Source organism: Amycolatopsis sp. NPDC104863, from assembly GCF_055582965.1.
The window spans coordinates 1,728,013-1,752,230 of the sequence record NZ_JBVJOW010000001.1; the positions used below are offsets into that span (position 1 = coordinate 1,728,013).

At 70.7% G+C, this 24,218-nt stretch carries 21 protein-coding genes and 1 tRNA gene; 13 read left to right on the forward strand and 9 right to left on the reverse strand.

The genetic code is table 11. The features are described from left to right. Position 1 precedes the first annotated feature (1 nt). The 4 genes from ACZ63J_RS07670 to ACZ63J_RS07685 all read left to right on the forward strand — a co-directional run bounded on the left by ACZ63J_RS07670 (position 2) and on the right by ACZ63J_RS07685 (position 4,762). The gene (locus tag ACZ63J_RS07670; protein WP_465398525.1) at positions 2-781 is read left to right on the forward strand and encodes an enoyl-CoA hydratase/isomerase family protein; all 780 of its coding nucleotides are present in this window, start codon (positions 2-4) and stop codon (positions 779-781) included. Between the two features lie 149 nt (positions 782-930). Continuing rightward, positions 931-3,186 carry a glycosyl hydrolase family 18 protein gene (locus ACZ63J_RS07675; protein WP_465398526.1) on the forward strand — a complete coding sequence of 752 codons (2,256 nt, stop codon included), beginning with the start codon at positions 931-933 and terminating at the stop codon, positions 3,184-3,186. Positions 3,187-3,373: 187 nt separating this feature from the next. Continuing rightward, complete coding sequence (locus ACZ63J_RS07680) at positions 3,374-4,552, forward strand: alginate lyase family protein (protein WP_465398527.1); 1,179 nt, start codon at positions 3,374-3,376, stop codon at positions 4,550-4,552. Between the two features lie 136 nt (positions 4,553-4,688). Beyond that, a tRNA-Pro gene (locus ACZ63J_RS07685) sits at positions 4,689-4,762 on the forward strand. Between the two features lie 210 nt (positions 4,763-4,972). Here the strand turns inward: ACZ63J_RS07685 and ACZ63J_RS07690 are convergent. Next, positions 4,973-5,149, reverse strand: coding sequence for a hypothetical protein (locus ACZ63J_RS07690; RefSeq protein ID WP_465398784.1), 177 nt, complete (start codon positions 5,147-5,149; stop codon positions 4,973-4,975). A gap of 280 nt (positions 5,150-5,429) precedes the next feature. Then, the gene (locus tag ACZ63J_RS07695; protein ID WP_465398528.1) at positions 5,430-5,696 is read right to left on the reverse strand and encodes a tyrosine-type recombinase/integrase; all 267 of its coding nucleotides are present in this window, start codon (positions 5,694-5,696) and stop codon (positions 5,430-5,432) included. Positions 5,697-6,256: 560 nt separating this feature from the next. Between ACZ63J_RS07695 and ACZ63J_RS07700 the strand changes: the two genes are divergently transcribed. Next, entirely contained in the window at positions 6,257-7,069 is an 813-nt protein-coding gene (locus ACZ63J_RS07700) for an SAM-dependent methyltransferase (protein ID WP_465398529.1), read from the forward strand. Here ACZ63J_RS07700 and ACZ63J_RS07705 read toward each other — a convergent pair. The 3 genes from ACZ63J_RS07705 to ACZ63J_RS07715 all read right to left on the reverse strand — a co-directional run bounded on the left by ACZ63J_RS07705 (position 7,059) and on the right by ACZ63J_RS07715 (position 9,148). Then, entirely contained in the window at positions 7,059-7,415 is a 357-nt protein-coding gene (locus ACZ63J_RS07705) for a ClpX C4-type zinc finger protein (protein WP_465398530.1), read from the reverse strand. The two genes, ACZ63J_RS07700 and ACZ63J_RS07705, sit on opposite strands and share 11 nt — an antisense overlap. 26 nt (positions 7,416-7,441) lie before the next feature. Next, entirely contained in the window at positions 7,442-7,831 is a 390-nt protein-coding gene (locus ACZ63J_RS07710) for a hypothetical protein (RefSeq protein ID WP_465305649.1), read from the reverse strand. Between the two features lie 93 nt (positions 7,832-7,924). Next, positions 7,925-9,148: a GDSL-type esterase/lipase family protein gene (locus ACZ63J_RS07715; protein WP_465398531.1), complete on the reverse strand. Its 1,224-nt coding sequence runs from the start codon at positions 9,146-9,148 to the stop codon at positions 7,925-7,927. A gap of 152 nt (positions 9,149-9,300) precedes the next feature. Here ACZ63J_RS07715 and ACZ63J_RS07720 point away from each other — a divergent pair, with 152 nt between their 5' ends. Next, entirely contained in the window at positions 9,301-9,573 is a 273-nt protein-coding gene (locus tag ACZ63J_RS07720) for a hypothetical protein (protein ID WP_465305471.1), read from the forward strand. On the opposite strand, the gene ACZ63J_RS07725 is transcribed toward ACZ63J_RS07720, so the two are convergent. The 3 genes from ACZ63J_RS07725 to ACZ63J_RS07735 form a co-directional block, all read right to left on the reverse strand. Then, positions 9,570-10,409 carry a GH25 family lysozyme gene (locus ACZ63J_RS07725; protein WP_465398532.1) on the reverse strand — a complete coding sequence of 280 codons (840 nt, stop codon included), beginning with the start codon at positions 10,407-10,409 and terminating at the stop codon, positions 9,570-9,572. The two genes, ACZ63J_RS07720 and ACZ63J_RS07725, sit on opposite strands and share 4 nt — an antisense overlap. Positions 10,410-10,500: 91 nt before the next feature. Then, positions 10,501-11,949 carry a radical SAM protein gene (locus ACZ63J_RS07730; RefSeq protein ID WP_465398533.1) on the reverse strand — a complete coding sequence of 483 codons (1,449 nt, stop codon included), beginning with the start codon at positions 11,947-11,949 and terminating at the stop codon, positions 10,501-10,503. Then, positions 11,949-14,522, reverse strand: a complete 2,574-nt coding sequence (locus ACZ63J_RS07735) for a glycosyltransferase (RefSeq protein ID WP_465398534.1) — start codon at positions 14,520-14,522, stop codon at positions 11,949-11,951. The genes ACZ63J_RS07730 and ACZ63J_RS07735 overlap by 1 nt, the downstream gene beginning before the upstream one ends. 139 nt (positions 14,523-14,661) lie before the next feature. On the opposite strand from ACZ63J_RS07735, the gene ACZ63J_RS07740 reads away from it, so the two are divergent. The 5 genes from ACZ63J_RS07740 (at position 14,662) to ACZ63J_RS07760 (ending at position 22,015) form a co-directional block, all read left to right on the forward strand. Then, a complete protein-coding gene (locus tag ACZ63J_RS07740) occupies positions 14,662-15,744 on the forward strand; it encodes a sensor histidine kinase (RefSeq protein WP_465398535.1) in 1,083 nt (360 codons plus the stop codon). Continuing rightward, a complete protein-coding gene (locus ACZ63J_RS07745) occupies positions 15,741-16,385 on the forward strand; it encodes a response regulator (protein ID WP_465398536.1) in 645 nt (214 codons plus the stop codon). Before ACZ63J_RS07740 ends, ACZ63J_RS07745 begins: the two co-directional genes overlap by 4 nt. Before the next feature lie 99 nt (positions 16,386-16,484). Beyond that, positions 16,485-16,874: a hypothetical protein gene (locus ACZ63J_RS07750; protein ID WP_465305483.1), complete on the forward strand. Its 390-nt coding sequence runs from the start codon at positions 16,485-16,487 to the stop codon at positions 16,872-16,874. 1 nt (position 16,875) lies between these two features. Beyond that, complete coding sequence (locus ACZ63J_RS07755) at positions 16,876-18,171, forward strand: DJ-1/PfpI family protein (protein WP_465398537.1); 1,296 nt, start codon at positions 16,876-16,878, stop codon at positions 18,169-18,171. Between the two features lie 196 nt (positions 18,172-18,367). Next, complete coding sequence (locus ACZ63J_RS07760; protein WP_465398538.1) at positions 18,368-22,015, forward strand: family 78 glycoside hydrolase catalytic domain; 3,648 nt, start codon at positions 18,368-18,370, stop codon at positions 22,013-22,015. Between the two features lie 57 nt (positions 22,016-22,072). Here ACZ63J_RS07760 and ACZ63J_RS07765 read toward each other — a convergent pair whose 3' ends face one another. Beyond that, on the reverse strand, positions 22,073-22,417 hold the full coding sequence (locus ACZ63J_RS07765; protein WP_465398539.1) for a hypothetical protein: 345 nt from the start codon (positions 22,415-22,417) through the stop codon (positions 22,073-22,075). Positions 22,418-22,606: 189 nt separating this feature from the next. Between ACZ63J_RS07765 and ACZ63J_RS07770 the strand changes: the two genes are divergently transcribed. Both ACZ63J_RS07770 and ACZ63J_RS07775 read left to right on the forward strand, forming a co-directional pair. Further along, entirely contained in the window at positions 22,607-23,866 is a 1,260-nt protein-coding gene (locus ACZ63J_RS07770) for a cation:proton antiporter domain-containing protein (protein WP_465398540.1), read from the forward strand. Between the two features lie 133 nt (positions 23,867-23,999). After that, positions 24,000-24,182: a CsbD family protein gene (locus tag ACZ63J_RS07775; RefSeq protein WP_465305493.1), complete on the forward strand. Its 183-nt coding sequence runs from the start codon at positions 24,000-24,002 to the stop codon at positions 24,180-24,182. Positions 24,183-24,218 lie beyond the last annotated feature (36 nt).

The window sequence follows — 24,218 nt, forward strand, 5'->3', positions numbered from 1 at the left end:
CATGACTCAGCAGGTCCGCCTCGATCGTGACGGCGGGCTCGCCGTCCTGACCGTCGACGCCCCGCCGTTGAACCTGTACACGGCTTCGCTGCAGACCTCGCTGGCGTCGGCGATCAGCTCCCTCGAAGAAGCCCCCGCGCGGGCGCTGCTGATCCGCGCCGAAGGCAAGATCGTCAGCGGTGGCGTGGACGTCTCGCTGTTCGACGCCCAGGGCTCGCCCGCCGAGGCGAAGGTGCTGTTCGACGAGATGCTGGCGGTGCCCGACCGGATCGCCGCGCTGCCCTTCCCGACCGTGTTCGCCGCGCACGGCCTGTGTCTGACCTGGGCTTTCGAGGTCGCCGTGGCCTGTGACCTCATCCTCGCCGCTTCGCGCGCGAAGTTCGGGCTGGTCGAGAAGGTCGTCGGCCTGACCCCGACCATGGGCGGCACCCAGCGGCTCGCCGCGCGGGCGGGTGTCGGCCGGGCGAAGGAGTTCGTCATGACCGGCGACACCTACGACGCCGCGACGCTCGAGCGCTGGAACGTCGTCAACCGCGTCCTGCCGGACGAGGGTTTCGACGACGCCGCCCGGGCGTTCGCCGCGCGGCTGGCGACCGGTCCGACCCAGGCCCACGCGGCGACCAAGCGCGTCCTCGACCACTTCTCCGCCGGCGGCGTGCCCGAAGCCAACGCGCACATCACTTCCATCGCCGCGTCGCTGTTCGAAACCGAGGACCTCCGCAACGCCGTGAAGTCGTTCCTCGCCGACGGACCGGGGAAAGCGACCTTCACCGGACGGTGAAACCTCCGTTCGGACAACGGCTTCGGCCGTTCGGGCGCGCACCCGTTTCGTCTTGATCGATGTGGTCTAGACCGGTTATCCGGTGCGGGTTACATTCGGACGTGGTCTAGACCACAGTCCGTCAGCTTCGTGCCGCTTGGAGAACCGCCATGAGACGCACTCCCGCACGACTACGCTCCGCGCTCGCCGCCGTACTGATCGCGGTCGGCGGCGTGGCCGCGTTCGCGCCACCCGCCGCCGCAGCCGGTTCGCTGACCGCCACCCTGGCGATGAGCGGCACCACCGGCACCTACACCGTCGCCAACACCGGAACCGCGTCGGTGAGCAACTGGGCGATCACCTTCACCCTGCCCGCCGGCGTGACCGCCAGCACCGGCGAAAACGGCACGGTGACCCAGAACGGCACCCAGGTCACGCTCACCCCGGCGTACTACATCGCGACCCTCGCGCCGGGCCGCACCACCTACCCGTACAGCCCGACCTTCCGCCTCAGCGCCGCGGCGACGCCGGCGCAGTGCCGCGTCGACAACGCCAACTGCGACGGTTCACCGGACACACCGCCGAGCGCGCCGGCGAACCTGCGCCTGGTCGCGAAGACGACCAAGGCCGTCTCGCTGGCCTGGAACACGTCGACCGCCGGCTCGCTGCCGGTCACCGGCTACGACGTCTACCAGGGGACTTCCCTGGCCGCGTCGGTGACCGGGACCAGCGCGACGATCAGCGGGCTGACGCCGGGCACCGCGTACTCCTTCACGGTGAAGGCCAAGGACTCGAAGGGGACGACGTCCCCGGCGAGCGCGGCACTGGCCGTGACGACGAACAACCCGGCCGACGACACTTCGCCGCCGTCCACACCTGGTTCGCTGCGCTCGACCGCCGCCGACGCGACTTCGGTGTCGCTCACGTGGGCCGCGTCGACCGACAACACCGGTGTCGTCAGCTACGACGTCTACCGCGGTTCCACTTTGGCCACGACGGTGACCACGACGTCCGCGGTCGTGACCGGGCTGGCACCGTCCACTTCGTACACGTTCACGGTGCGCGCCCGGGACGGCTACGACAACGTGTCCGCGCCGAGCAACGCCGTCACCGCGAAGACCGGCGACATCGTCGCGGGGTACGCGAAGGTCGGGTACTTCGTGCAGTGGGGCATCTACGGGCGCCAGTACTTCGTGAAGAACCTCGAAACGACCGGCGCGGCGGCGAAGCTGACGCACCTGCTGTACGCGTTCGAGAACATCGACCCGGTGAACCTGACGTGCCTCTCCGGCGTCACGAAGGGCACCACGGCGAACCCGCAGGACCCGAGCCAGGGTGACGGCGCGGGTGACGCCGAAGCGGACTACTCGCGGCCGTTCGCGGCGGCGCAGTCCGTCGACGGCGTCGCCGACACGGGCTGGGAGTCGTTGCGCGGCAACTTCAACCAGCTGAAGAAGCTCAAGGTGAAGCACCCCAACCTGAAGGTGCTGGTATCACTCGGCGGCTGGACGTACTCGAAGTACTTCTCCGACGTCGCGGCCACGGACGCGTCGCGCAAGAAGTTCGTCTCCTCGTGCATCGACACTTGGATCAAGGGCAACATCGCGTCCTACGGCGGCGCCGGCGGCCCGGGGACCGCGGCCGGGATCTTCGACGGCATCGACATCGACTGGGAGTGGCCCGGCAGCGCCGACGGCCACCCCGGCAACCACTGGAGCCCGAACGACAAGAACAACCTGACGGCGCTGATGGCCGAGTTCCGCACGCAGCTCGACGCGTACGGCACGACGACCGGCAAGCGCTACCAGCTGCAGGCCTTCACGCCGGCGGACCCCGCGAAGGTGACCGCGGGTTGGGATCTTTCGAAGATCTTCAACTACCTCGACGTCGCGAACGTGCAGGGGTACGACTTCCACGGCTCGGGCAGCGACAACTCGTGGGAGCCGAACCGCACCGGCCACCAGGGCAACCTGTACGCCGACGCGGACGACCCGTACAACTTCCACTTCAGCGCGGAAGCCGCGATCAACGCGTACACGAACGCCGGCGTCGATCCACGGCGGCTGACGCTCGGGCTGGCGTTCTACGGCCGGGGCTGGCAGGGCGTCGCCGACGGCGGGAAGCACGGCGAATGGCAGTCCGCGACCGGCGCGGCGCCGGGCCAGTTCGCCGAGGAAGCGGGCACGCGGGGTTACACGAACCTGCTCGCGAGCGTGCCCGCGTGCACGGTCTACCACGACACGGCGGCGGTGGCGACGTCGTGCTTCACCGGCAACGGCGGCCAGTGGTGGACCTACGACGACGCGTGGTCGATCGGGTTGAAGACCACGTGGCTGAAGCAGCGCGGGCTGCTCGGCGTCATGGCGTGGGAGATGTCGGGTGACAACGGGACGTTGATGAACGCGGTCAGCGCGGGTCTCGGCTAGCGGTCACCGGATTCAGCCCGCTGAACGGAAAACGCCTTCCGTTCAGCGGGCTGAACATTTCCCGGGTCTTTTATTCAGAACCCGAAGAAAGGGCCTTCCCGAGCCTTGACGGGCGGTGGTCTGGACCATGAAACTACAGACGCAGCCGCGCGCTGGTGACCCAGACACCGTCGTCTCGAGGAGAGCCATGTCCGCATCCCGCGTGAGAAAAGTCTTCACGCTCGCCGCCCTCGTCCCGCTCGCCCTGGGCTTGATCGCCACGCCGGCGCCCGCCGCGCCGGCGACGTTCACCCACCCGGGCGTGCTGGTCAGCCGTCCGCAGCTGGACTTCGTGAAGGCGCAGGTGAACGCCGGCGCCCAGCCGTGGAAAAGCGCTTACGACCAGGCCAAAGCGAGCACGTACGCATCGCTTTCGCGCACCGCGAAACCCCGTTCCGTCGTCGAATGCGGCCCGTATTCGGACCCGAACTACGGCTGCACGGACGAGCGCGAGGACGCGATCGCGGCGTACACCGACGCCTTGATCTGGTACATCTCGGGCGACGCCCGGTACGCCCAGAAAGCGATCGCATTGATGGACGCGTGGTCGGCGACGATCACCAACCACACCAACAGCAACGCGCCCCTGCAGACCGGGTGGGCGGGCTCATCCTGGCCCCGCGCGGCGGAGATCATCAAGTACACGTACACGAGCTGGCCGAACTCGGGCCGCTTCGGCACGATGCTGCGTAACGTGTACTTGAACAAAATTCTCAACGGCAGCAACAGCAACGGCAACTGGGAACTGTCCATGATGGAGGCCGCGGTAGGCATCTCGGTGTTCCTGGAGGACAAGACGAACTACGACAAGGCGGTAACCCGATACCGCAACCGCGTGGCGGCGTACATCTACCTGTCCTCGGACGGCGCGCTCCCGAAGACGGTCCCCGGCAGCGGTCTGTCCACCCGGGACCAGATCGTCGGCTACTGGCAGGGCCAGGGAACATTCGTGGACGGCCTGACCCAGGAGACATGCCGCGACTTCGTCCACACGGGTTACGGAATAGCGGCGATCGCGGACGTGGCCGAGACGCTCCGCATCCAGGGCCAGGACGTGTACGGCACGGACGTGGGCGAGCGCCTGCGCCAGGCCCTGGGGTTCCAGTCGAAGTACGAGCTGGGCACGGCGGTCCCGTCGTGGCTGTGCAAGGGCAGCGTGAAGAAGGGTCTGGGCCCGGTGACGGAGGTGGGGTTCAACGCCCTCCACGGCCGCCTCGGCATCGCGATGGCCAACACGCAGACACTGACGGAGTCCCGCCGCCCGGCCGGGACGAACGCCCTGTTCGTGGCGTGGCAGACCCTGACCCACGCGAACAACCCAGCGTGACCTCGTCCCTCGCCCGCCCTCCCTGCCGGTTCCGGCTTTCGCCGGGTTTCCGCAGGTCAGGCGGGCGGGGGACCCTGGTTACAAGGTCCTTTCGGAGGCGCGCTAGAGTACTCGTACGCACTGAGAAGTGCGGGTCCGGGCTGTGGCGCAGTTTGGTAGCGCACTTGACTGGGGGTCAAGGGGTCGCAGGTTCGAATCCTGTCAGCCCGACGGACACAGAAGCCGCTCAACTTGGGTGAAAGCCCAGGTCGGGCGGCTTTTCTCTGCCAGACTCACACACGTTGACGATCAGCTTCTTCGCGGCCCGGGGACCAGATGGGGACCGAGCGCAGCCGATCGAGGAAATGATCGGTTTCATCCACAAAGGACTGTGGGGCGCCAGCCCAAGCAAGCCGGCGCCTCACAGCATCCATCCTTCAGCTACTTCTTGTGCTTGGTCTTGTCGACCTCGATGTAGCCCTGCCCCTTCTTGGGCGTCGGCGGCATAGGCTTGCCCTCGACCGCCGTGACTTCAGTCTTGCTGCCGGGGACCTTGTACTGCCCCGACGATGGCGCCGGTGTTCCCGGCCGAATGACCTTACGGGTCATCTCGATCACCTTGCTCTTTCCGCGAGCGCGAACACCTCATACGGCGGACAGCCTTGATGCCGTCTGCCGCCTCCTTGTACGGTCGCAGAGCATGGCCAATGCAACTGGACCCCGGCCGAGGTGTTGACCCCGGTCGGGGTCTTTCCAACTCGCTGGTCCGTAGTCTAGCTCACACTGACGACATATCCACGCACCTGGCACAGCATATGGGTGTCACAGCCGAGTGAAACCCTATCCGTAGTGGTCCAGTAGCATTGAGCGAACACCTGTGCGAGCGGCTATACAACCGTCAGACGGCTCGCAACTGGGGCGTGCTCGGCGACCGAAGGTGTCGAGTTAGCAGCTCACCTGCATCCGTGACCGACTGGCGATCCGGATGCAGATATCGCTGTGTTGTCGTCAGCGAGCCGTGCCCTGCGATCTTCCGAAGGTGATGCACCGGTACCCCGACATCCGCCATCCAGGTCAAACCCTTATGCCGCAGGTCATGGCGTCGCAAGTGGTCATATCCGAGCTTCGCCACAACCTCGTCCCAGGCCGTTGCGTCCCGGAGCACCGCCGTGGTGATTCGGCCACCGCGCGTCCCTTGAACAGCCGGCCGTCCGGCTCGTTGTCAGCGAGCGCGATACACCGCCGGACCAGCTCTCGAATGTCCTCGATCAACGACACCGTCCGAGCTCGCTTCCCCTTGCCCACCAGCCCGCCAGGTGACGGCGTCGTCTGCCGGCGAACCGTCCAGGTCCACGACGAGGTGTCGATATCCCCAACCCAGCAGCCCGAGACTTCGCCGATCCGGGCCGCCGTGCAGGCAGCGAACGACACCACTTCACCCCGAGCCCCGGTACTCCCCCGACGACCGCGCCACCAGGGCATCCGCCCGCGTCGTGAGCGAGACCCAGTCAGGCAGCGCCGGCGACCGTGGATCGTCCAATTCGTTCTCGGCGCGCTCGTGCTCCTGCTGGCAGCCGGTAACCCGCGCCGGGTTGCGGTCGATGCCGTTCCGACAGTGGTGATCGTCGTCGTCTCGAGCAGGCCGTGAGCGAGTCAGCGAAAGCGAAGCGGCCCGACACCCCCGACCGCTAAGGTGGCCCGAGCCTGCGAAGAGGGGGACGAGCTGTGACCGACCAGGAAGGCGCCGACTGGATTCCGCCTGGAGCTGACATCTCCAGGCCCAGTGCCGCACGCATCTACGACTACCTACTAGGCGGAGCCCACAACCTCGCCGCCGACCGGGCCGTCGCGCAACAACTCGAGGCCATCCAACCCCAAGTCGCCACCGTCGCCCGGCGCAACCGGGCCTTCCTCCGCCGCGTCGTGCGGTTTCTGCTCGACCAAGGCATCCGGCAGTTCCTCGACCTCGGCTCCGGCATCCCCACCGTCGGCAACGTGCACGAAGTCGCGCAGGAAGTCGACCCTGCCTCCACAGTCGTCTACGTCGACCATGAACCCGTTGCCGTCGCGCACAGTCTCATGTTGCTCAAAGGCAACTCCCGCGCCGCCGCTTTGGAAGCCGATGCCACCGATCCCGAGACCATCCTGGCGTCCGAGCCCGTCAAACAACTCCTCGACCTGGGGAAACCCGTCGGGCTGCTGGCCATCACCCTCGGGCACTACCTGCCGCCCGAGCCGGACATCCATGCCGTCTTCCGGGCTTACCGGGACGCGCTCGCGCCCGGGAGCTACCTTGCCCTGACGCACCTCACCAACGACTTCGCCGTGCTGCGGGATCCGCGGGTTGCCGAGACCATGAAGTCGACGCAGGACCACATCTACCCGCGGACGCGCGCTGAAGTTCTCAGTCTCTTCGACGGCTTCGAGCTCGTCGAGCCCGGGCTGACCACCTCGGCGAACTGGCGGCCCGACCGGCTGGCCGCCGTTGTCGACCCCGAAGAAGACGGCCTCTACGCCGGCGTTGGCCTCAAGCCGTAGAACCGAAACGCTCCCACGCCGACTGGCGGGTCATCCCCAGCGCCTCGCCGATCTGTGCCCACGTGCCGCCCAGGGAACGAGCTTTGCCGACCCATGCGGCCAGGTTCTGCTGCACCTGCGCGCTCGCCGCCGCGACCGGGCGCAGGTTGGCCAGGACCTGCTCCAGTGACAGGTCGTGCTCCCACGGCGCGATGTGCGGGGCCGACGCCGGCTTGCCCGCTATCACCGACACGCACAGCTGCACGCAGCCGTCGCAGATCAGCACTCCCGGGCCGCTCACCAGCGTCTCGACCTCGGTGCTGGGCTTGCCACAGAACGAACAATGCGCGATCACGGCAGTCGCCACGTCGACCTCCCTTGTCAGGGTGGACCTTACATTCGTAAGGGTGACCCTGACAAGGACAGGAACGCCGACGTCCAGCCGGCGAGCTCGGTCAGCCGGGCCGTCAGCTCCTCGATCTCGGCCCAGCGGCGGTGCTCGCGCTCCAGGTCCGGAACCAGGAAGTCCTCCACCAGCAACAAGAGCGTCGCGATCTCGTAGGCGACGTCGGCGAGCTGCAGGAACGGCCGGTACTCGGCTTCGGCGCCCGTCCCGTTCCGCGCGGCCCAGTCCCGGGCGCCGTGCCCGGCCGTGCGGCACACCGCCACGACCGTGCGCCGGAGGTCGCCGCGGCGGGAGTCCGGTGCGCCTTCGGCCAGCGGGGCGACGTTCCAGGCCACCGACAGCAGGCAGCACCCCGCGTCGTCCATCGAGTTGTTCATCACGGACGTACTCTGCGGACCCGCGGGCACAGTCCCGCCGTTCCGACTCGCGGGGTCACGCCATCGTGTGAAGAACCGGCCCCGATCGAGGAGTCAGCTCCGGGTGAGCATCGGCAGCGAGACGAAGTCCGCGAGCGCCTGCTGGCCGGCGGCGTTGGCGTGGATGCCGTCACCGTTGTCGTACGCGGCCAGGATGCTGTTCGGCTTCAGCGGATCCTTCAGCACCTCGTCGAAGTCCACGACACCCGAACACAACCCGCCACAGGTGTTCCACTTCTGGACGAACAGCGCGATCTCGTGCCGGTCCAGGTTGTTCCGGTCGCCGTACCCCGGCCGGGGTGTGCTCGGCGTGACGTAGACGCTGATGCCCGCGGCCCGCAGCCGCCGGAAGACCTCGCGGTAGCTGTCGAGGATCGTCGCCGCGTCACAGCCGAACGCGAGGTCGTTGGTGCCGTAGTAGTAGAGCACCGACCGGACGCCGTGCAGCGCCAGCACGTCCCGGTCGAGGCGGCTGAGCGCGTCCAGCCCGGCGATCGACGGCGGCGAGCCCGGACAGCTCTTCGCGCTCGTGGTGCCCGAGACACCGGCGTTCGCGACAGCGAGCGGGGCCGACGCCGCGACGATCCGCCGCGCCAGGTCGTCGGTCCAGCGCCGGTCCGCGCCGAGCTGGGTGCAGCCCGGGCCGCAGTTCGTGCTGCCGATGCCGTCGACGACCGAGCTGCCGAACGGGACGACCGTGCCCGTCAGCGCGAGGTTGTGCACGTCGACCGCGCTCACCACGTACGTCGAGCCCACCGTCGAAGTGAAGGCTCCGCCGGAGACGTCGGCGGCGTGGTCACGCGATCCCGGCGGGGTGAGGTAGTTGTCCCGCAGCGCCGCGCCGTGCCGGCCGGGTGTGGCCGTGCCCGCCACGAACATGCTCACCGCGAGGTTCGTGTCCGGGCGCGTGACCAGCCTGGTTTCGTCGCTCCAGACCTCGCCGCCGGCGGGGATCGTGACGGCGCGCTCGCCCGCGAAGGTCAGATCACGCGCTTCCGCGACCGCGGCGCCGTCCGTGGTGAGGCCCGCGGTGGTGTGCCCGATGGTCAGCGGCCCGGCGCCGAAGGTGTTCTGGAGCCGGACGCGCACCGCGTCCCCGCCCTGGCTCAGGTGGGTGACCATCCGCAGCGACTGGCCCGACACCGGCGCGTCGGCCCGGCCGTCCTGCGACTGGGCCCACGAGGTGAACCAGGCGGGCCGCGCCCCCGCCGCGCCCGGCGCGGAGACGACGACGGCCGCAGCCACGGAAACCGCGGCCAGCAAGGCGATCCTGCGCACGGCGCCTCCCTGGTCCACAAAGGACATCCGGGGTGACACCGGCGTCACCGCTTCTGACCGATCGTAGGGAGCCGGTCACGGGGCGACAAGGACACCGGGGCGGTCCTGTCCGATCTTGTCAACCACGCCCGTTTCGAGTTCGATGGGGGAACATGACCCTCAGAGGCCTGCCGCGACCAGGCGAAACTCCTCCCCGGCTCTTCGGTGACCCGTACGAGACCCCGGACGGCACGACCGTCATCACGGTCAGCAGGCCACCCGGGGTGTTCGCGATCCGCGACGGTCAGGCCAAGTGGGAGCCGGCGGTCAACGCGACCCTGGTCGCGGTGCTGGCCGTGACCACCGGGCTCGTCGCGGCGACCCTCGGCACCCTCGCAGTGCTGCGCCGGCCACCGTGGCCGGACCTGTCCGGCTGGAAGCGCTAGGCCTGCTGACCGGCGGCGAGCGCCTCCACCCGGCCCATCGGGCCGTTGTAGTAGTTCTGGTCGCCCGGCAGGCCGCCGCCGCGGGCGAACTGCCAGATGCTCTGCTTGTCCCAGCCCGCGGGCAGCTCGCCGACGTCCGGGCCGTATCGCGCCAGCCACAGCGGGTCGGTGTTGCCGAACCGGTCGGTGTTGCCGGTGCAGGTCTTCCACCACGACGTGCTCGTGTAGATGAGCGCGCTGCGCTTGGCCTTCGCCAGATACGTGCGGGTGAAGTCGGCGATCCACGCCGTCATGTCGGCCGGGCTCTTGCCGTAACAGACGTCGCCGTACGGGTTGTATTCGATGTCCAGCGCGCCCGGCAGGGTCTTGCCGTCCGGCCCCCAGCCGCCGCCGTGGGCGATGAAGTACTCCGCCTGCTCCGCGCCGCCGGAGATGTCCGGGCGCGCGAAGTGGTACGCGCCGCGGATCAGGCCCGCGGAGTGGGCGCCGTCGTACTGGCCGATGAACTGCGGGTTGAGGAACCCGGTGCCCTCGGTCGCCTTGACGTAGGTGAACTTCGCGCCGGCGGCGGCCGCGGCGCCCCAGTCGACCGGGCCCTGGTGCCCGCTGACGTCGTGGCCGAGCGTCTGCCCGGCCGGGTCGACCCGGGCACTCCCCTGCACGCCTTCGTGCAGCGCGATCTGGGTCCCCGCGAAGTTCGTGTCCGCGAGTGAGTAGTCGGGCGCGGCTTCGGCGGGGACCGCGACGACCACCGAGGCGAACGCGGCCAGCGCGCCCGCCGCGGCGAGCCGGGCCCGCCACCGCTGTTCGTCGTGTCCGGCAACGGTTCGGCTCATCGGGGCTCCGATCTCGGTACGGGCACGTTCGCAGCCCATGGTGCCTGCCCGTATCGCTCCCCGCGAGCGATGTGTCACTCGATGTAGTGATCTATAGCTCGGTGGTGATGATCGCTTCGACCAGCACCTCCCCCACTGGGGTGAGTTCGACGACGCCGTCGTCCGGAAGCAGCCGGACGAGCCCGCGCGAGGCCAGCGAACGGAACTTCCCGAGCCACGGCTCCGCGAACAACGACCGGCCGGGGAACCGTTCGGCGTGCAGGGAATCCCGCAACGGCTGCAACGTCGTCAGCGCCATCTTCACCGCCCGCGTCTCCTGCGCTTCCGCCGTGAAGCGCGTCGCCGAGCCCAGGGGAATCCGCCCCGCCTCCACGGTTTCGATGTAGCGCTTCGAGTTGACGTCGGAGATGGCCTCCGACGCGCGGCAGCTCGAGCTGCCGCCCAGCCCGATCGCGACCTCGGCCTCCTGCTTGTCCTGGTCGACCATGATGGACTTCCACTTCTCGGGCCCGAGGCCGTCGCGCGCGAAGTACATCGTCGGGTGCTCGGTGTAGCCCGCCTCGCGCAGGCCGTCGGTGAGCAGCTCCCGCATCTGGTACTGCTCGCCGAGCGTCGGCCAGCGGTGGCCGTCGCGCACCAGCTTGTCCCGGTAGGACGGCAGCTGCCACGCGGCCGGCTTCTCGCCGGTGACGCCGGTGCGGGTGTCGCTGTAGGACGCCAGGTGCAGCTTGGTGCACACCACCGCCGTGACCTCGTTCTCCAGCACGACGTCGAGGTCGCGGCGGACGCTGTCGAGGGTCTGGTCAAGCAGGCCGTACATCAGGTCGATGCTGACCCACTCGAAGCCCGCCGCCGTCGCGTTGCGGACGAAGTCGACGCACATCTGCGCGCTGTGCTCGCGCCCGCACAGCTCCAGCACGTGGTCGTCGAAGGACTGGACCCCGCTGGACAGCTTGGTGCAGCCCAGGTCCCGGAGCAGCTCGAGCTTCGCCGGGGTGAACGTGCTCGGGTCGCCTTCGAACCGGATCGTCGTGTCGGCCGTGAAGCCGAACTCCGACCGGTAGAAGTCCAGCAGGCGGCGGATCTCCGGCTCCGGCAGCAACGACGGCGTGCCGCCGAAGACGTTGAACTCCCCCACTTCGGCGCCGGCCAGGTGCGGCACGGCGTCGAGCCACATCCGGGCCTCGGCGATGTTCAGGTCGACCCAGTGCTTCGCCTTTTCGTACTGCACCTCGGGTTTGCCCTTGACGAGCACCACCGGGTACTGGCAGAAGCGGCAGCGGTAGGCGCACGTCGGGATGTAGGACCACAGGTGGATCGGGCCGGACGACGCCAGCTGCGTGTCGAGGTCGCTGAGGAACTCCGACGGCGAACCGGGGAGGTTGCCCGGGAACACGTGCGCCCCGAACGGGTCCTCCTGGACGAAGTCGAGCAGGTGCCGGTTCTCCGGCGCCTCGAGGACGTCGAGCACGGCGGGCCGGGGCCACGCCGGATCGAGCCCGTGCAGCGAGCCGATCGCCGCTTCGTACGCCAGCGTCATCAGAACACCCCTCCGTTGCCGAAGTAGTTGTGGGCTTCGCCCGATTCCCGGTCTTCGCAGTAGTAGTGGACGAATTCGGCGAAGCGGTCGGGTGGCACCTCCGCCAGGCACGGCGGCAGCGGTGGCGGGTGCCCGATGTCTTCGCCGACGTGCTTGCGCAGGCACGCGAAAAGTTCGTCGGCGAACTCGAGGTACAGCCGGTACGACGGGGTCTTGTACGCGTGGATCGGCGTGAAGTCGACCACGCGCATCTCGGCGCGGATCTCGGCGATCCGCCGGGCGAGCCGGGCGGCCAGGTCCGTGCCGAAGAACGCGATGACGGCGTCGTCCTCAAGGAGCGCGGGTGTCAGCAGCACCGGCAAGATCGTGTTCTTCGGGGTGAAGTCCTTGATCGAGAACTCCCACGCCTGCCGCGCCTCGGCCTCGGTGAGGTCGACGGCGGTCGTCGGCACCGAAGGCCGGATGTCGCGCATGACGATGATGCCGTCCGAGCCGTAGGCGCGGCCCGCGATGACCTCGTCGATGGCGTGGTCGACGCGCCGCGGGTTGATCTCGACCCGCGAGCGCGGCGCGTAGGTGATGGCGTCGCCGCCGCTGGCGACCTTGATCCCGAAGTCCCAGTCGTCGGACAGGTGGTTGACGAACTTGCCGTCCTGCAGCTGGTAGAAGATCTCGATGCCGCCGGCGCGCTCGTAGGCGTCGCGCTCGACGGCAAAACCCTTTCCGTCCGGGAAGCCGCCGAACAGCGAGAACGTGACGGCGCGGCAGCGCAGCGTCCGCTGGATGGCGTCCCACAGCCGTGGCCGGTTCGTGAAGTGCTCCGCGTTGTAGTAGTAGTCGCAGACGCCGATCGCGGCCTTGCTCGTCTCCATCGCCGCGAACAGCTCGGCCAGCCAGTGCGGGTCGACCCGGCAGTCCGCGTCGGCGGACACGAGGTAGAAGCGCTCCCCCGGGTCGGTGTCGGGCCGGTTGCGGCTGCGCGCCGCGGCGAAGTCCATGCCCGCCCGCCGCGCGCACGACACACCTTGCTCGGGCTCGGCGATCACGTGCAGCGCCAGCTCGGGATGGGACGCCGCGAAGGCGCGTGCGATGGCCACGGTGTCATCGGTCGAGTTGTTGTCGACCAGGACGACCTCGTAGCTTTCCTTGTCCAGGGCCTGCTGGTCGTGCAGCGTCCGCAGCACCTCCGGCAGGTTCGCGGCCTCGTTGTACACCGGCAGCACGACGCTCAGCCGCGTGCCGGCGCCCATCGGCGGCGGGTACAGCCGGTCTACCAGCTCGTCGACGACCCGGGTGCCGAACCGCGCCTGCCCGAGTTCGGAGTTCGCCCGCACCACTTCCGCTCGTTTCCCTTCGTCGGTGATCAGCTCGGCCACTTCGCGGGCGAACGCCGCGTCCGGCAGGTCGCGGGTCCGGATGTCCAGCACCGGCGCCCGGAACCCCTTGCTGCCGTAGACGACGTCGTAGAGCTCGTACCCGCTGGTCGCGTACGGCGTCCCGGAGGCGATCGCCTCGCTGACCGGGTTGCCGTAGCTCTCGTAGTCGTAGGAGGTCAGGAACAGCACGACCGTCGTGTGCGCCAGGAGGTCCCGCACCGAATGGCGGCCGGGCACGGCGGTGTCGTACGGCGTCAGCCAGCCGCCGAAGACGACCCGGTCGCGCACGCCGAGCCGGTCCGCCAGCGCCGTGAGCCGGACGTGCTCGGCGGGCGCTTCGCCGACGTCGCCCGCGACGAACAGCCACGCGTCCGGCAGCAGCGCGAGCAGGTGGAGGTCCCGGTCGATGCGCTTCTGCGGGATGATCCGCGTGATCCGGGCCAGCAGCGGGACGTCCTCGGGAATGCCGTGGTCACGCCGGAAGGTCGTGTTGCGCTCGTCGAGCCGCGCGGGCGCGATGGTGAACGCGTTGGGCAGGACGTCGATGTTCCGCAGGCCGGGCACCCATTCGAGCGTCCGCGCCCGGGCCTCTTCGTGCAGGGCGAAGTAGTGGATGTGCGGCGAGTTCCGCGGCGCGGGCACCCCGGGGTACGGGAACCGCCCGTACTTGGCGATGCCCGGCTCGCTCTGCCACATCAGGTCGTGGTCGCGCCAGAACACGAACCGGCCGAGCCGGTGGCGGGCGCCGTACCGGTCGATCGCGCGGTAGAGCGCCTCGGTGTAGGTGAGGTTCTCCGGCAGCGTGCCGTTCTCGACCATCACCATCGTCACGCCGAGGCGTTCCCAGGTGGCGACGATCTTCGCGGCCAGCTCGCCGGCGATCCGGTCGATCTCCGGCCGCAGGCTCTCGTCGCCGCGTTGGACGACCTGCGCAAGCACCCGTTCGACAAACGCGCCGTCGTAACCGCGGACGTCTTCGACGCCCTCGACGCGGTCGAGCGTGACCCACTCGGGCAGCAGCCCGGCCTCGTCGCGGTAGGGCCGGAAGAAGGCGCCCTTGTCGGCCTTGATGTCGTAGCCGAGGTCGAGGTGGACGCGGAGGCCCCGGGCGGCCGTCCGGCGCGCCGTCTTGAGGAACTCGACCACGACCCCGGACAGCGGAGTGGCGTCGAAAGAAACGCCCCAAAGGACTGACATCGATGTCGGACTCCCGTCTCGGCTTCGCCGTCGTCTCAACCCTAACCGCGCCCGCCGGCGGCGGCCGCGTGAGCGAGGAAGCGCTTTCCTTTTGCCGGAAGTGCTTGACCAGCGGCTCCGGACGCCTCAGCATGTCGCCATGAACCGGGCACTGGGGGTGCTGACCTGCGGTGCCTTCCTTTCGGTGGTGCTCGGGGTCCTCGGGTCCGGGGAGCCCGTGCTCTCCCTCGTCCTCGGCGCCGTCTTCGCCGTGCTGGCCACCGCCGGCTTCGGCTGGGTGCGCGAGCGCGGCCGGGCGGTGTGGTCGGCCGCGTACGTCGCCGTCCAGCTCCCCCTGGCCTTCGTCGTCTTCACGATCAACGCCGGGGTCGGGGCGACGCTGTTCCTCGTGGTCCTGGTCAGCCAGTGCGTGGTGCTGCGGCTGCCGCGGCCGGCGATCGCGCTGGTCATCGCCGTGGTCCCGCTCGTGCACCTCGGCATGTCGCTGGGCGAGGGCCTGCGCGAGGGGCTCGGCACGCTCGTGTCGGTGCTGTTCGCGGCCGTCGTCACCGAGCTGCTGCTGCGCGAGCAGCAGTCCCGCGGCGAGCTGGCCGAAGCGCACGAGAAGCTGCGTGACTACGCCGCCCAGGCCGAGCGGCTCGCGACGGCGCAGGAGCGCAACCGCGTCGCCCGCGACATCCACGACGGGCTCGGGCACTCGCTCACCGTCGTCCAGATGCAGGTCAAGGCCGCGCGGGCGGTGCTGCCGACCGACCCCGGCAAGGCCGACGACGTGCTCGCCAAGGCGCAGGAGCAGGCCGAGACCGCGCTGGCCGAGGTCCGCCGCTCGGTGAAGGCGTTGCGCGAGCCACGGCCGACGCCGTTGGCCGACGCGTTGCGGACGCTGGCCTCGGAAGCCGGCGTCCCAGCCGAGCTCACGGTCTCCGGCGCCGAGCGGCCGCTGCCGGAAGAGCACCGCGAGGCCCTGTTCCGGACGGCGCAGGAAGGGCTGACGAACGTCCGCAAGCACGCCGCCGCGGACCGCGTCGACCTGGTCCTGGCCTACGCCGACACCTCGGTCCGGGTCGTCGTCCGCGACGACGGCGCGGGCAGCGACGGCGCCGCGTCCGCCGGGTTCGGGCTGCTGGGGCTGCGGGAACGCGCCGAGCAGCTGGGTGGCAAGCTCGACTTCACCTCGGCGCCGGGCGAGGGCAGCGCGCTGAGCATGGAGGTCCCGGGATGACACCGGTCCGCGTCCTGCTCGTCGACGACCAGGCGCTGTTCCGCGAAGCCCTCGCGACGCTGCTGGCGACCCACGACGGCATCACCGTCGCCGGCGAGGCGGGCAACGGCGAGGAAGCCTTGCGGCAGGCCGCTTCCGTGCGCCCCGACGTCGTCCTGATGGACCTGCGCATGCCGGTCCTCGACGGCGTCGGCGCGACCCGGCGGCTGCGGCTGGCCCACCCGGACGTCCAGGTGATCGCGCTGACGACGTTCGACGACGACGAAGACGTCTTCGCGGCGTTGCGCGCGGGCGCGGTCGGGTACCTGCTCAAGGACGTCTCGTCGGCCCGGCTGATCGAAGCGGTGCTGGCGGCCGCGCGGGGCGAGTCGGTGCTGCAACCGTCGGTCGCCGCGAAGGTCGTCGCGCGGATCGCGGCGCTGTCCGAGCCGACTCCCGAGCCGCTGGTGGTGCCGCTCTCGGAGCGGGAGCGGGACGTGCTGCGCCTGCTCGCCGACGGCCGCAGCAACCGCGAGATCGCCGCGACGCTGTTCCTCGCCGAAGGCACCGTGAAGAACCACGTGACGAACGTGCTCGGCAAGCTCGGCGCCCGGGACCGCACCCAGGCCGCGCTGCGGGCGCGGGACCTCGGCCTGCTCTGAGCGGTCACATGACCCGGGTCATGACTTCCGGCACGTCCCCGCGCGGCCGGCACCCGGGACTCTCGTCCAGGAGCGAAACCGCACTGGAGGGAACCCGAGATGACCACCACCGCCCCACCCCGCAGCACCACCCGCAAGCTCGCCCGGTTCACCGGGCACTACGTCGAGATGGTCGTCGCCATGCTCGTCGGGATGATGGCGCTCGGCGCGCTGTGGCCGGCCGCCTGGCTGGAGCGCGCCGACGTCGACGCGATCGTGATGGCCACCGACATGACCGTCGGCATGGTGGCGGTGATGGCCCTGCGGCGGCACTCGTGGCCGCGGATCGCCGAGATGTCCGCGGCGATGTACCTGCCGTTCGTGGTCCTGCTCGTGCCGTTCTGGCTCGGCGCGATCTCCGGGTCGACGCTGATGGTCGCCGGGCACACGATCATGTTCCCGCTGATGCTCGCCGCCATGGTGTGGCGCCGCGCCGAGTACTGGCACTGACGTGCGCACCGTCCTGAAGTGGTTCGCGCTGGTCGTCGCCGTGCTCGCCGTCCCCGCCGGCGGTGCCGCGATCGCCGCCCTGTCCGCGTTCGACGCCCTCTACTCCCCCGGTCCGGCCCGTCCCCTGCCCGCCGCGACGGCGCCGGTCCACGATCCGGCCAAGCCGACCGCGGTGGTCGTGGTCGGCGACCGCGGGGCCGTCGTCTCCGACACCCTCGCGCCGTACGAGATCCTGGCCGCGACCGGCAGGTTCAACGTCTACACCGTCGCGCCGGAGCGCGAGCCGAAGCCGCTCACCGGTGGCCTCGACCTCGTGCCGGACCTGAGCTTCGACGACCTCGCCGCGCGGCTCGGCCCGAAGGCGCCGGACCTCGTGGTCGTGCCCGCGCTCCCGGACGTCGGCGAGCCCAGCACCGAACCGGTCAAAAGCTGGCTGCGCACGCAGGCCGCCCACGGCGCGAAGCTGCTGAGCGTCTGCAACGGCGGCGGTGTCCTGGCCTCCGCCGGGCTGCTCGACGGACGGCCGGCCACCGCGCACTGGCTCAAGATCGAAGCCTGGGAAGCCGACTACCCGGCTGTGAAGTGGGTGCGCGGGCAGCGGTTCGTCGACGACGGCGACGTCGTGACCACGGCCGGGATCCTGTCCGGCATCGACGGGACCCTGCACTGGGTGGAACGGCTGGCCGGGCGTCAGGTGGCGGCCGACGCGGCGAAGGCGGTCGGCTGGACGCGCTACGGCACCGACGTCCCGGTCCACGCCCCGGCGTCGGCGCCGGACGCGGCCGCGATCGTCAACGCCGCCTTCCGCTGGAACCCGGACGAGATCGGCGTGCTGCTCACCGACGGCGTCGGCGAGATCGAGCTCGCCTCGGTGTTCGACACCGAGGGTCAGTCGCTCTCCTCGCGGACGCTCGCCGTGAGCACCGACGGCGCCCCGATCCGGTCGCGGCACGGCCTGACCTTCGTGCCCCGCGCGGCTTTGGCCGACGCCGACCTCGACCGGCTGATCGTCCCGGGCGCGACGCGCGGGGTGACGCCCCCGCCGGGCGGCCCGGCTCCGGAGTACGTCCACGACCGGCCCGGCTTCGCCTACGACACCGCGGTGAGCGCGCTCTCGCGCAGCACGGACGTCGCGACCGCGCGCTGGACCGCGAAGGTCCTCGAGCTGCCCACCGACGGAGTCGTGTTCGAAGGCCGCGCCTGGCCGTGGCTGCCCACGGCGGTGCCGATCGTCCTGGTCGGGCTGGGGATCGCCGGAGTCGTGGTGGTGCTCCGGCTCCGTCGGCGCCGGGCGTGAGTCCCGGCCGGGCGGCCCCGCTTCGGCCGGGGCCGCCCGGCCTAAAACGATTCAGGAAATAGCCCGTCGAACTGGGAGGCAGGTCCTCGCTGCTTCCAGTGGAGTATTGCGGTCGCGTGATCCTCTGATTACAGTCACATATCACACCGTATTGAAACGTTTAAATACTCCAGTCCCCGCCGTTAGGGAGCCCGCAATGCTGCGTCCCAAGCTCTGGCGCGCGACCACCACCACGCTCGCCGCGATCCTGGTCCTGTCCGCCGCCGCGGTCCCCCCGGCGGGCGCCGCCCCTCCGCCGGATCTCGCCGGGGCGCACTGGATCTGGTACCCGGAGGGCGACGCCCGCGTCTCCGCGCCCGCCGCGACCCGGTACTTCCGCACGACGTTCGACGTGGCCGCCGGATCCGTGTCCGACGCCCAGCTGCTGCTGACCGGGGACGACACCGCCGACGTCTGGCTCAACGGCAAACCTCTCGCCTCCTCGGCCCGCACCGCGGACTCCTGGCGGACGGCGCTCGGCGTGGACCTGCGGCCCGCGCTCACCGCCGGGACCAACACCCTCGCGGTCGCCGTCCGCAACTCGGGCGGCCCGGCCGGGCTGCTCGGCCGGCTGCGCGTCACGACCGCGTCAGGGACCACCGACCGGGCCACCGGCGCCGGCTGGAAGAGCGCGACGACCGCGCCGGAAGGCTGGGAACAGCCGGGCTTCGCCGACGGAGCGTGGGCCGCGGCCGCTGATCTCGGCGCCTACGGCACCGCGCCGTGGGGCAGCGAGGTCGGAACCGCGCTCGCCCCGGCGCCGGTGTCGGTCGCGAGCGCCACGGTCGGGCAGCGGGTGAACCCGATCGGCGTCGACCCGGCACAGCCGCGGTTCGGCTGGAAGCTGACGTCCACGGCCTCGCAGCAGCGGCAGTCGGCGTACCAGATCGTGGTGTCCGCCACCGGGTCCGACGTCTGGGACAGCGGCCGCGTCGCCTCCGCGCAGCAGGCCGACGTCGCTTACGGCGGTCCCGCGCTGGCGTCGCTGACCGCGTACACCTGGCGCGTCCGCGTCTGGGACGGCCAGGGGCGGACGAGCGGCTGGAGCCCGGTGCAGCGCTTCGAAACCGCGCTGCGCGACCCGGCCACCGAATGGACGGGCGCGTTCCTCGGCCGCGCCGCGGCCGGGCCGGACCTCGCCGGCGCGAGCTGGATCTGGTACCCCGAAGGCGATCCGGCCGGCGGGGTGCCGCCGTCGACCCGGTTCTTCCGCAAGGCGCTGACGCTGGCGGCCGCGCCGCCGAAGGCCACGCTCGTGGTGACCGGCGACGACAGCGCGACCGTGTGGGTCAACGGCACGCAGGTCAGCGACTCCCCGCGGGTCACCGACTCGTGGAAGACCGCCGCCGTCCTCGACGTCGGCCCGCTGCTGACCGCGGGCGCGAACACGATCGCGGTCCGGAGCGAGAACACCACGCAGAGCCCGGCCGGGGCGATCGTGAAGCTGACCGTCCCGGGTGGACCGGCGGTGGTGTCCGACGGTTCCTGGAAGGCGAGCCAGGCCGGGCCGGACGGCTGGCAGCAGCGCGGCTTCGACGACAGCTCCTGGCCGGCCGCGCGGGCGGTCGCCGCGTACGGCACCGGGCCGTGGGGCGCCAACGTCGCCGTGAGCGCCCCCGCTCCCCTGCTGCGCAAGAGCTTCACCGTCTCGAAGCCGGTCGCGAGCGCGCGGTTGCTCACCACCGCGCTCGGGCTGCAGGAGACGCACCTCAACGGCGTCAAGGTCGGCGCCGAGGTGCTCGCCCCGGGCTGGACGGACTACGCAAAACGCGTGCAGTACCGCGTTTCCGACGTCACCGGGCAGATCCGGTCCGGCGAGAACGTGCTCGGCGCGCTGGTCGGCAACGGCTGGTACTCCGGCAGTGTCGGCATCGCGGGCAGCCAGAAGTACGGCACCGAGCCGTGGTACTCGGCGCAGCTGAAGCTGACGTTCACCGACGGCACGGCCACCACGGTCGCGACCGACGGCACCTGGAAGACCGGCGACGGCGCGATCCGCGCCGACGACCTCTACCAGGGTGAGACCTACGACGCGCGGCTCGCGAACGGCTGGGACCGCCCCGGTTTCGACGACCGCGCCTGGGCGGCGCCGCGCGTCAAGACCGGCGCGAAGCCGAACCTGGTGTCCCAAGTGGACAACGGCGTCACCGTGCAGCAGGAGTTCAAGCCCGTCGCGTGGACGCAGCCCAAGCCGGGCGTGTGGGTGGCCGACCTCGGGCAGAACTTCAGCGGCTGGAACCGGCTTTCGGTGACCGGCCCGGCCGGCACGACGGTGACCGTGCGGCACGCCGAGGTGCTCAACCCGGACGGCACGATCTACACGACGAACCTGCGCGCGGCGCAGGCGACCGACCGGTTCACCCTCGCGGGCACCGGAAGCGCGGAGACGTACGAGCCGCGGTTCACCGTGCACGGCTACCGGTACGTCGAGCTGACCGGCCTGCCCTCTGCCCCGACGGCGTCGACGCTGACCGGCCGGGCGATGTGGACGTCCGGCGCGCAGGCCGGCACCTTCACGACGTCGAACACGCTCGTGAACCAGCTGCAGCACAACATCCTGTGGGGTGAGCGCTCGAACATGCTGTCCGTGCCGAGCGACTGCCCGCAGCGGGACGAGCGGCTCGGCTGGACCGGCGACATCGGGATCTTCGCCGGCACCTCGACGTTCAACCTCGACGTCGCGAACTTCCTCGGCAAGTTCAGCGACGACCTGGTCGACGCGCAGCACGACGACGGGTCGTTCACCGACGTCGCGCCGGGGGTGCTGAGCGGTTCGGGCACGGCGGGCTGGGGTGACGCGGGCGTCATCGTGCCCTACACCCTGTGGCAGCGCTACGGCGACACCGGCGTGATCAACGAGCACTTCGCCGCGATGGTCAAGTGGGTCGAGTACCTGCGGTCGACGTCGGGCGCCGACCTGATCCGCGACCACCAGACGTTCGGCGACTGGCTCAACGTCAACGACAACACCGCGCAGGACCTGATCTCGACGGCGTTCTTCGCGTGGTCGTCACGGCTGGTCTCGCGGATGGCGGCGGCCACCGGGCACACCGCGGAAGCCACGAAGTACGGGACGCTCGCCGACCAGGTCGGGGCGGCGTTCACGGCCCGCTTCTCGCAGGCCGACGGGACAGTGGGCGCGAACACGCAGACCGGGTACGTGCTGGCGCTGGCGTTCGGGCTGCTCCCCGCGAACCGGGTCCAGCCGGCGGCGGACAAGCTGGCGGCGCGGGTGGCGGCGGCCGGCGGGCACCTCAGCGTCGGCTTCCTCGGCGTCGAGAACCTCCTGCCGGTGCTGGCCGCGCACGGCCACGCCGACGTCGCGTACCAGGTGCTGCTGCAGCCGGAGTTCCCCGGCTGGGGCTACATGATCGGCCACGGCGCGACGACGATCTGGGAGCGCTGGGACGGCATCAAGCCGGACGGGTCGTTCAACGACCCGGGGATGAACTCGTTCAACCACTACGGCCTCGGCTCGGTCGGCGACTTCCTGTACCGCTCGGTCGGCGGCCTGGCCCCCGCTTCCCCGGGGTACGCGTCGCTGCTGGTGGCGCCGCGTCCGGGCGGCGGCTTGACGTCGGCGAAGTCGGCGTACGAGACGCCGTACGGCGGCGCGGTCAGCGACTGGTCGATCTCGGGCGGGAAGCTGACGCTGCGGGTGACGGTCCCGGTGGGAGCGTCGGCGACGGTGCAGGTGCCGACGTCGCAGCCGGGCTCGGTGGTCGCGCCGCCGGAAGCGGTGCCTTCGGCGCCGGGGACGTACTTCGTGCCCGCGGGTTCGTACGTGTTCACCGCTCCGGCGTGAGGTAGAAACGCCCCAAAGCGGCCTTGGGTGCACCCAAGGCCGCTTTGGGGCGTTTTGTCAGTGGCGCAGGGCGACGTTCAGGACGTCCCCCGCGTGGTTCAGGCAGTCCACGCAGATCACCGCGTCCCGCGCGGCGCAGTCCACACGCAGCAACGGACGTCGAAGGCCCAGGAAGGTCCGGCGCTCCCGGCGGCCGCAGAACTCGCAGACCGCCGCCAACGGTGACGTCACCGCGGCCAGGACGTCGCCGGCCCGGGTCTGCCGGTCCGCGCCGTCGCCGGTCACCCGCAGGCCGGCCTGGACGCAGTCCAGGCAGATCGGGCCGGTCTTGCCGGGCACCCGCGGCCCGGCGGTCCGGCCGCAGAACCGGCAGGGCCGGCCGGCCCCGTTCGTCGCCGTCACCGCGGCCCTCCTCCCGGTTCGCCACCCGCCGGTCGCGCCGGAAGGCCTCTCTCCGAGTCACGCTACCCGGCCCCGCGGCGCCCGGCCGATCGCGCTGCGGGGGCCCGGACCCCGACCTAGGCTCGACCGGACCCGGAGCTCGCGGACCTCCCCGCCCCGGTCGCACACCGAGCGGGCAGGAGAACCACCGTGTCGTCGTTGACCGTGCTGTTCGGCGTCGCCGGGCTGCTGGCCCTCGCCGCGGCGATCGTGCCGAAGCTCGTCGCCGACCGCCCGTTCTCGGTGCCGCTGGTGATGCTGGTCGCCGGGATCGTCCTGGGCCTGCTCCCGTTGCCCGCCCCCTACGGCAACGGCTGGAGTGATCCCACCGTCCACCTGCAGGGCGTCGAGACCTTCACCCAGCTCGGCATCCTCGTCGCGCTCGCCGGCGCGGGCCTGTCCGTCGACCGCCCGTTCGGCCTCAAGCGCTGGGGCTCGACGTGGCGGCTGCTCGCGCTGACCATGCCGCTGTCGATCCTGGCGATCGCCGTCCTCGGGCACTGGTGGCTCGCGCTCACGCCCGGCGTCGCCCTGCTGCTGGCCGCGGCGCTCGCACCGACCGACCCGGTGCTGGCCGGCGACGTCGGCGTGCCGCACCCCGACGTCGAGCCGGAACTGGCCAAGGACAACGAAATCCGCTTCACGCTGACCACCGAGGCCGGCCTGAACGACGGCCTGACCATGCCGTTCGTGCTGCTCGGCCTGGCGCTCGCGGGCAGCGAGCCGGAGCTGGACGTCTCCTGGGTGCTGGTCGACCTGCTGCTGCCCCTGGTGATCGGCGTCGCGGTCGGGCTGGCCGGCGGGTGGCTGCTCGGCTGGGCGATCTTCCGGGTGACCTCGGACCGGCTGCGGCTGGCCGAATACGGCGACGGGCTGGTGCTGCTCGCCCTCGCCTTCCTCCCCTACGCGCTCGCGGAAGTGGCCCACGGCAACGGGTTCGTCGCCGTGTTCGTGGCGGCAGTCGCGGTCCGGACGCAGGAGCGCTCGCACGACTACCACGGTGTCCTGCACGCGTTCGGCCACCAGCTGGAACGGCTGTTCGTGCCGCTCGCGCTGCTGGGGCTCGGGCTGGCCATCGGCGACGGGCTGCTGCAGGGCCTGCGCGTCGTCGAGGTGGTGATCGCCGTGCTCGCGGTGCTGGTGGTCCGGCCCGTCGTCGGCTGGCTTTCGCTGCTCGGCTCGTCCGCGGGCCGGCCGGCCACGCTGGCGATCGCGTTCTTCGGCGTCCGCGGCATCGGGACGCTCTACTACTTCGCCTACGCGCTCAACCGGCTCCCGGTGCCGCAGCAGGACGTGCTGTGGCGCGTCGGCGCGCTCGCCGTGGCCGTGTCGGTGCTGGTCCACGGCGTTCTCGCGGAGCCGGCCATCCAGCGGATCGAGCGGATGGGCGGGCATCTCCCGGCGTCCTGAACGGGTGACCGGCCTCACCACGACCACCCGGTTGTGTGATGTGTAGACGGCGAACCGGTGGGTAATCGGAGGACAAGGCCCTTTTGGCGACTGGCCGATCCGGAAATGTCGCCGCGACGGAAGGTGCACCCCCATGAACGACAAGATCGAGAACAAGGGCGAAGAGCTCAAGGGCCGCGCGAAGGAAGCCGTCGGTGACGCCACGGGCAACGAGCAGTGGCAGGCCGAGGGCAAGGCGGACCAAGCCAAGGGCTCGCTGAAGCAGGCGGGCGAGAAGATCAAGGACGCCGTCAAGGGCGTCACGAACAAGGACTGACATGTTCTGCGTGCTGCCGCACCTCCGCTGGGAGGT

What these genes read in the sequence shown, in the direction of transcription:
- ACZ63J_RS07670 (WP_465398525.1), top strand. Translation starts at nt 2, where the DNA reads ATGACTCAGCAGGTCCGCCTCGATCGTGACGGCGGGCTCGCCGTCCTG.
- ACZ63J_RS07675 (WP_465398526.1), top strand. Translation starts at nt 931, where the DNA reads ATGAGACGCACTCCCGCACGACTACGCTCCGCGCTCGCCGCCGTACTG.
- ACZ63J_RS07680 (WP_465398527.1), top strand. Translation starts at nt 3,374, where the DNA reads ATGTCCGCATCCCGCGTGAGAAAAGTCTTCACGCTCGCCGCCCTCGTC.
- ACZ63J_RS07710 (WP_465305649.1), bottom strand. Translation starts at nt 7,831, where the DNA reads ATGAACAACTCGATGGACGACGCGGGGTGCTGCCTGCTGTCGGTGGCC.
- ACZ63J_RS07720 (WP_465305471.1), top strand. Translation starts at nt 9,301, where the DNA reads ATGACCCTCAGAGGCCTGCCGCGACCAGGCGAAACTCCTCCCCGGCTC.
- ACZ63J_RS07725 (WP_465398532.1), bottom strand. Translation starts at nt 10,409, where the DNA reads ATGAGCCGAACCGTTGCCGGACACGACGAACAGCGGTGGCGGGCCCGG.
- ACZ63J_RS07730 (WP_465398533.1), bottom strand. Translation starts at nt 11,949, where the DNA reads ATGACGCTGGCGTACGAAGCGGCGATCGGCTCGCTGCACGGGCTCGAT.
- ACZ63J_RS07735 (WP_465398534.1), bottom strand. Translation starts at nt 14,522, where the DNA reads ATGTCAGTCCTTTGGGGCGTTTCTTTCGACGCCACTCCGCTGTCCGGG.
- ACZ63J_RS07740 (WP_465398535.1), top strand. Translation starts at nt 14,662, where the DNA reads ATGAACCGGGCACTGGGGGTGCTGACCTGCGGTGCCTTCCTTTCGGTG.
- ACZ63J_RS07745 (WP_465398536.1), top strand. Translation starts at nt 15,741, where the DNA reads ATGACACCGGTCCGCGTCCTGCTCGTCGACGACCAGGCGCTGTTCCGC.
- ACZ63J_RS07750 (WP_465305483.1), top strand. Translation starts at nt 16,485, where the DNA reads ATGACCACCACCGCCCCACCCCGCAGCACCACCCGCAAGCTCGCCCGG.
- ACZ63J_RS07760 (WP_465398538.1), top strand. Translation starts at nt 18,368, where the DNA reads ATGCTGCGTCCCAAGCTCTGGCGCGCGACCACCACCACGCTCGCCGCG.
- ACZ63J_RS07775 (WP_465305493.1), top strand. Translation starts at nt 24,000, where the DNA reads ATGAACGACAAGATCGAGAACAAGGGCGAAGAGCTCAAGGGCCGCGCG.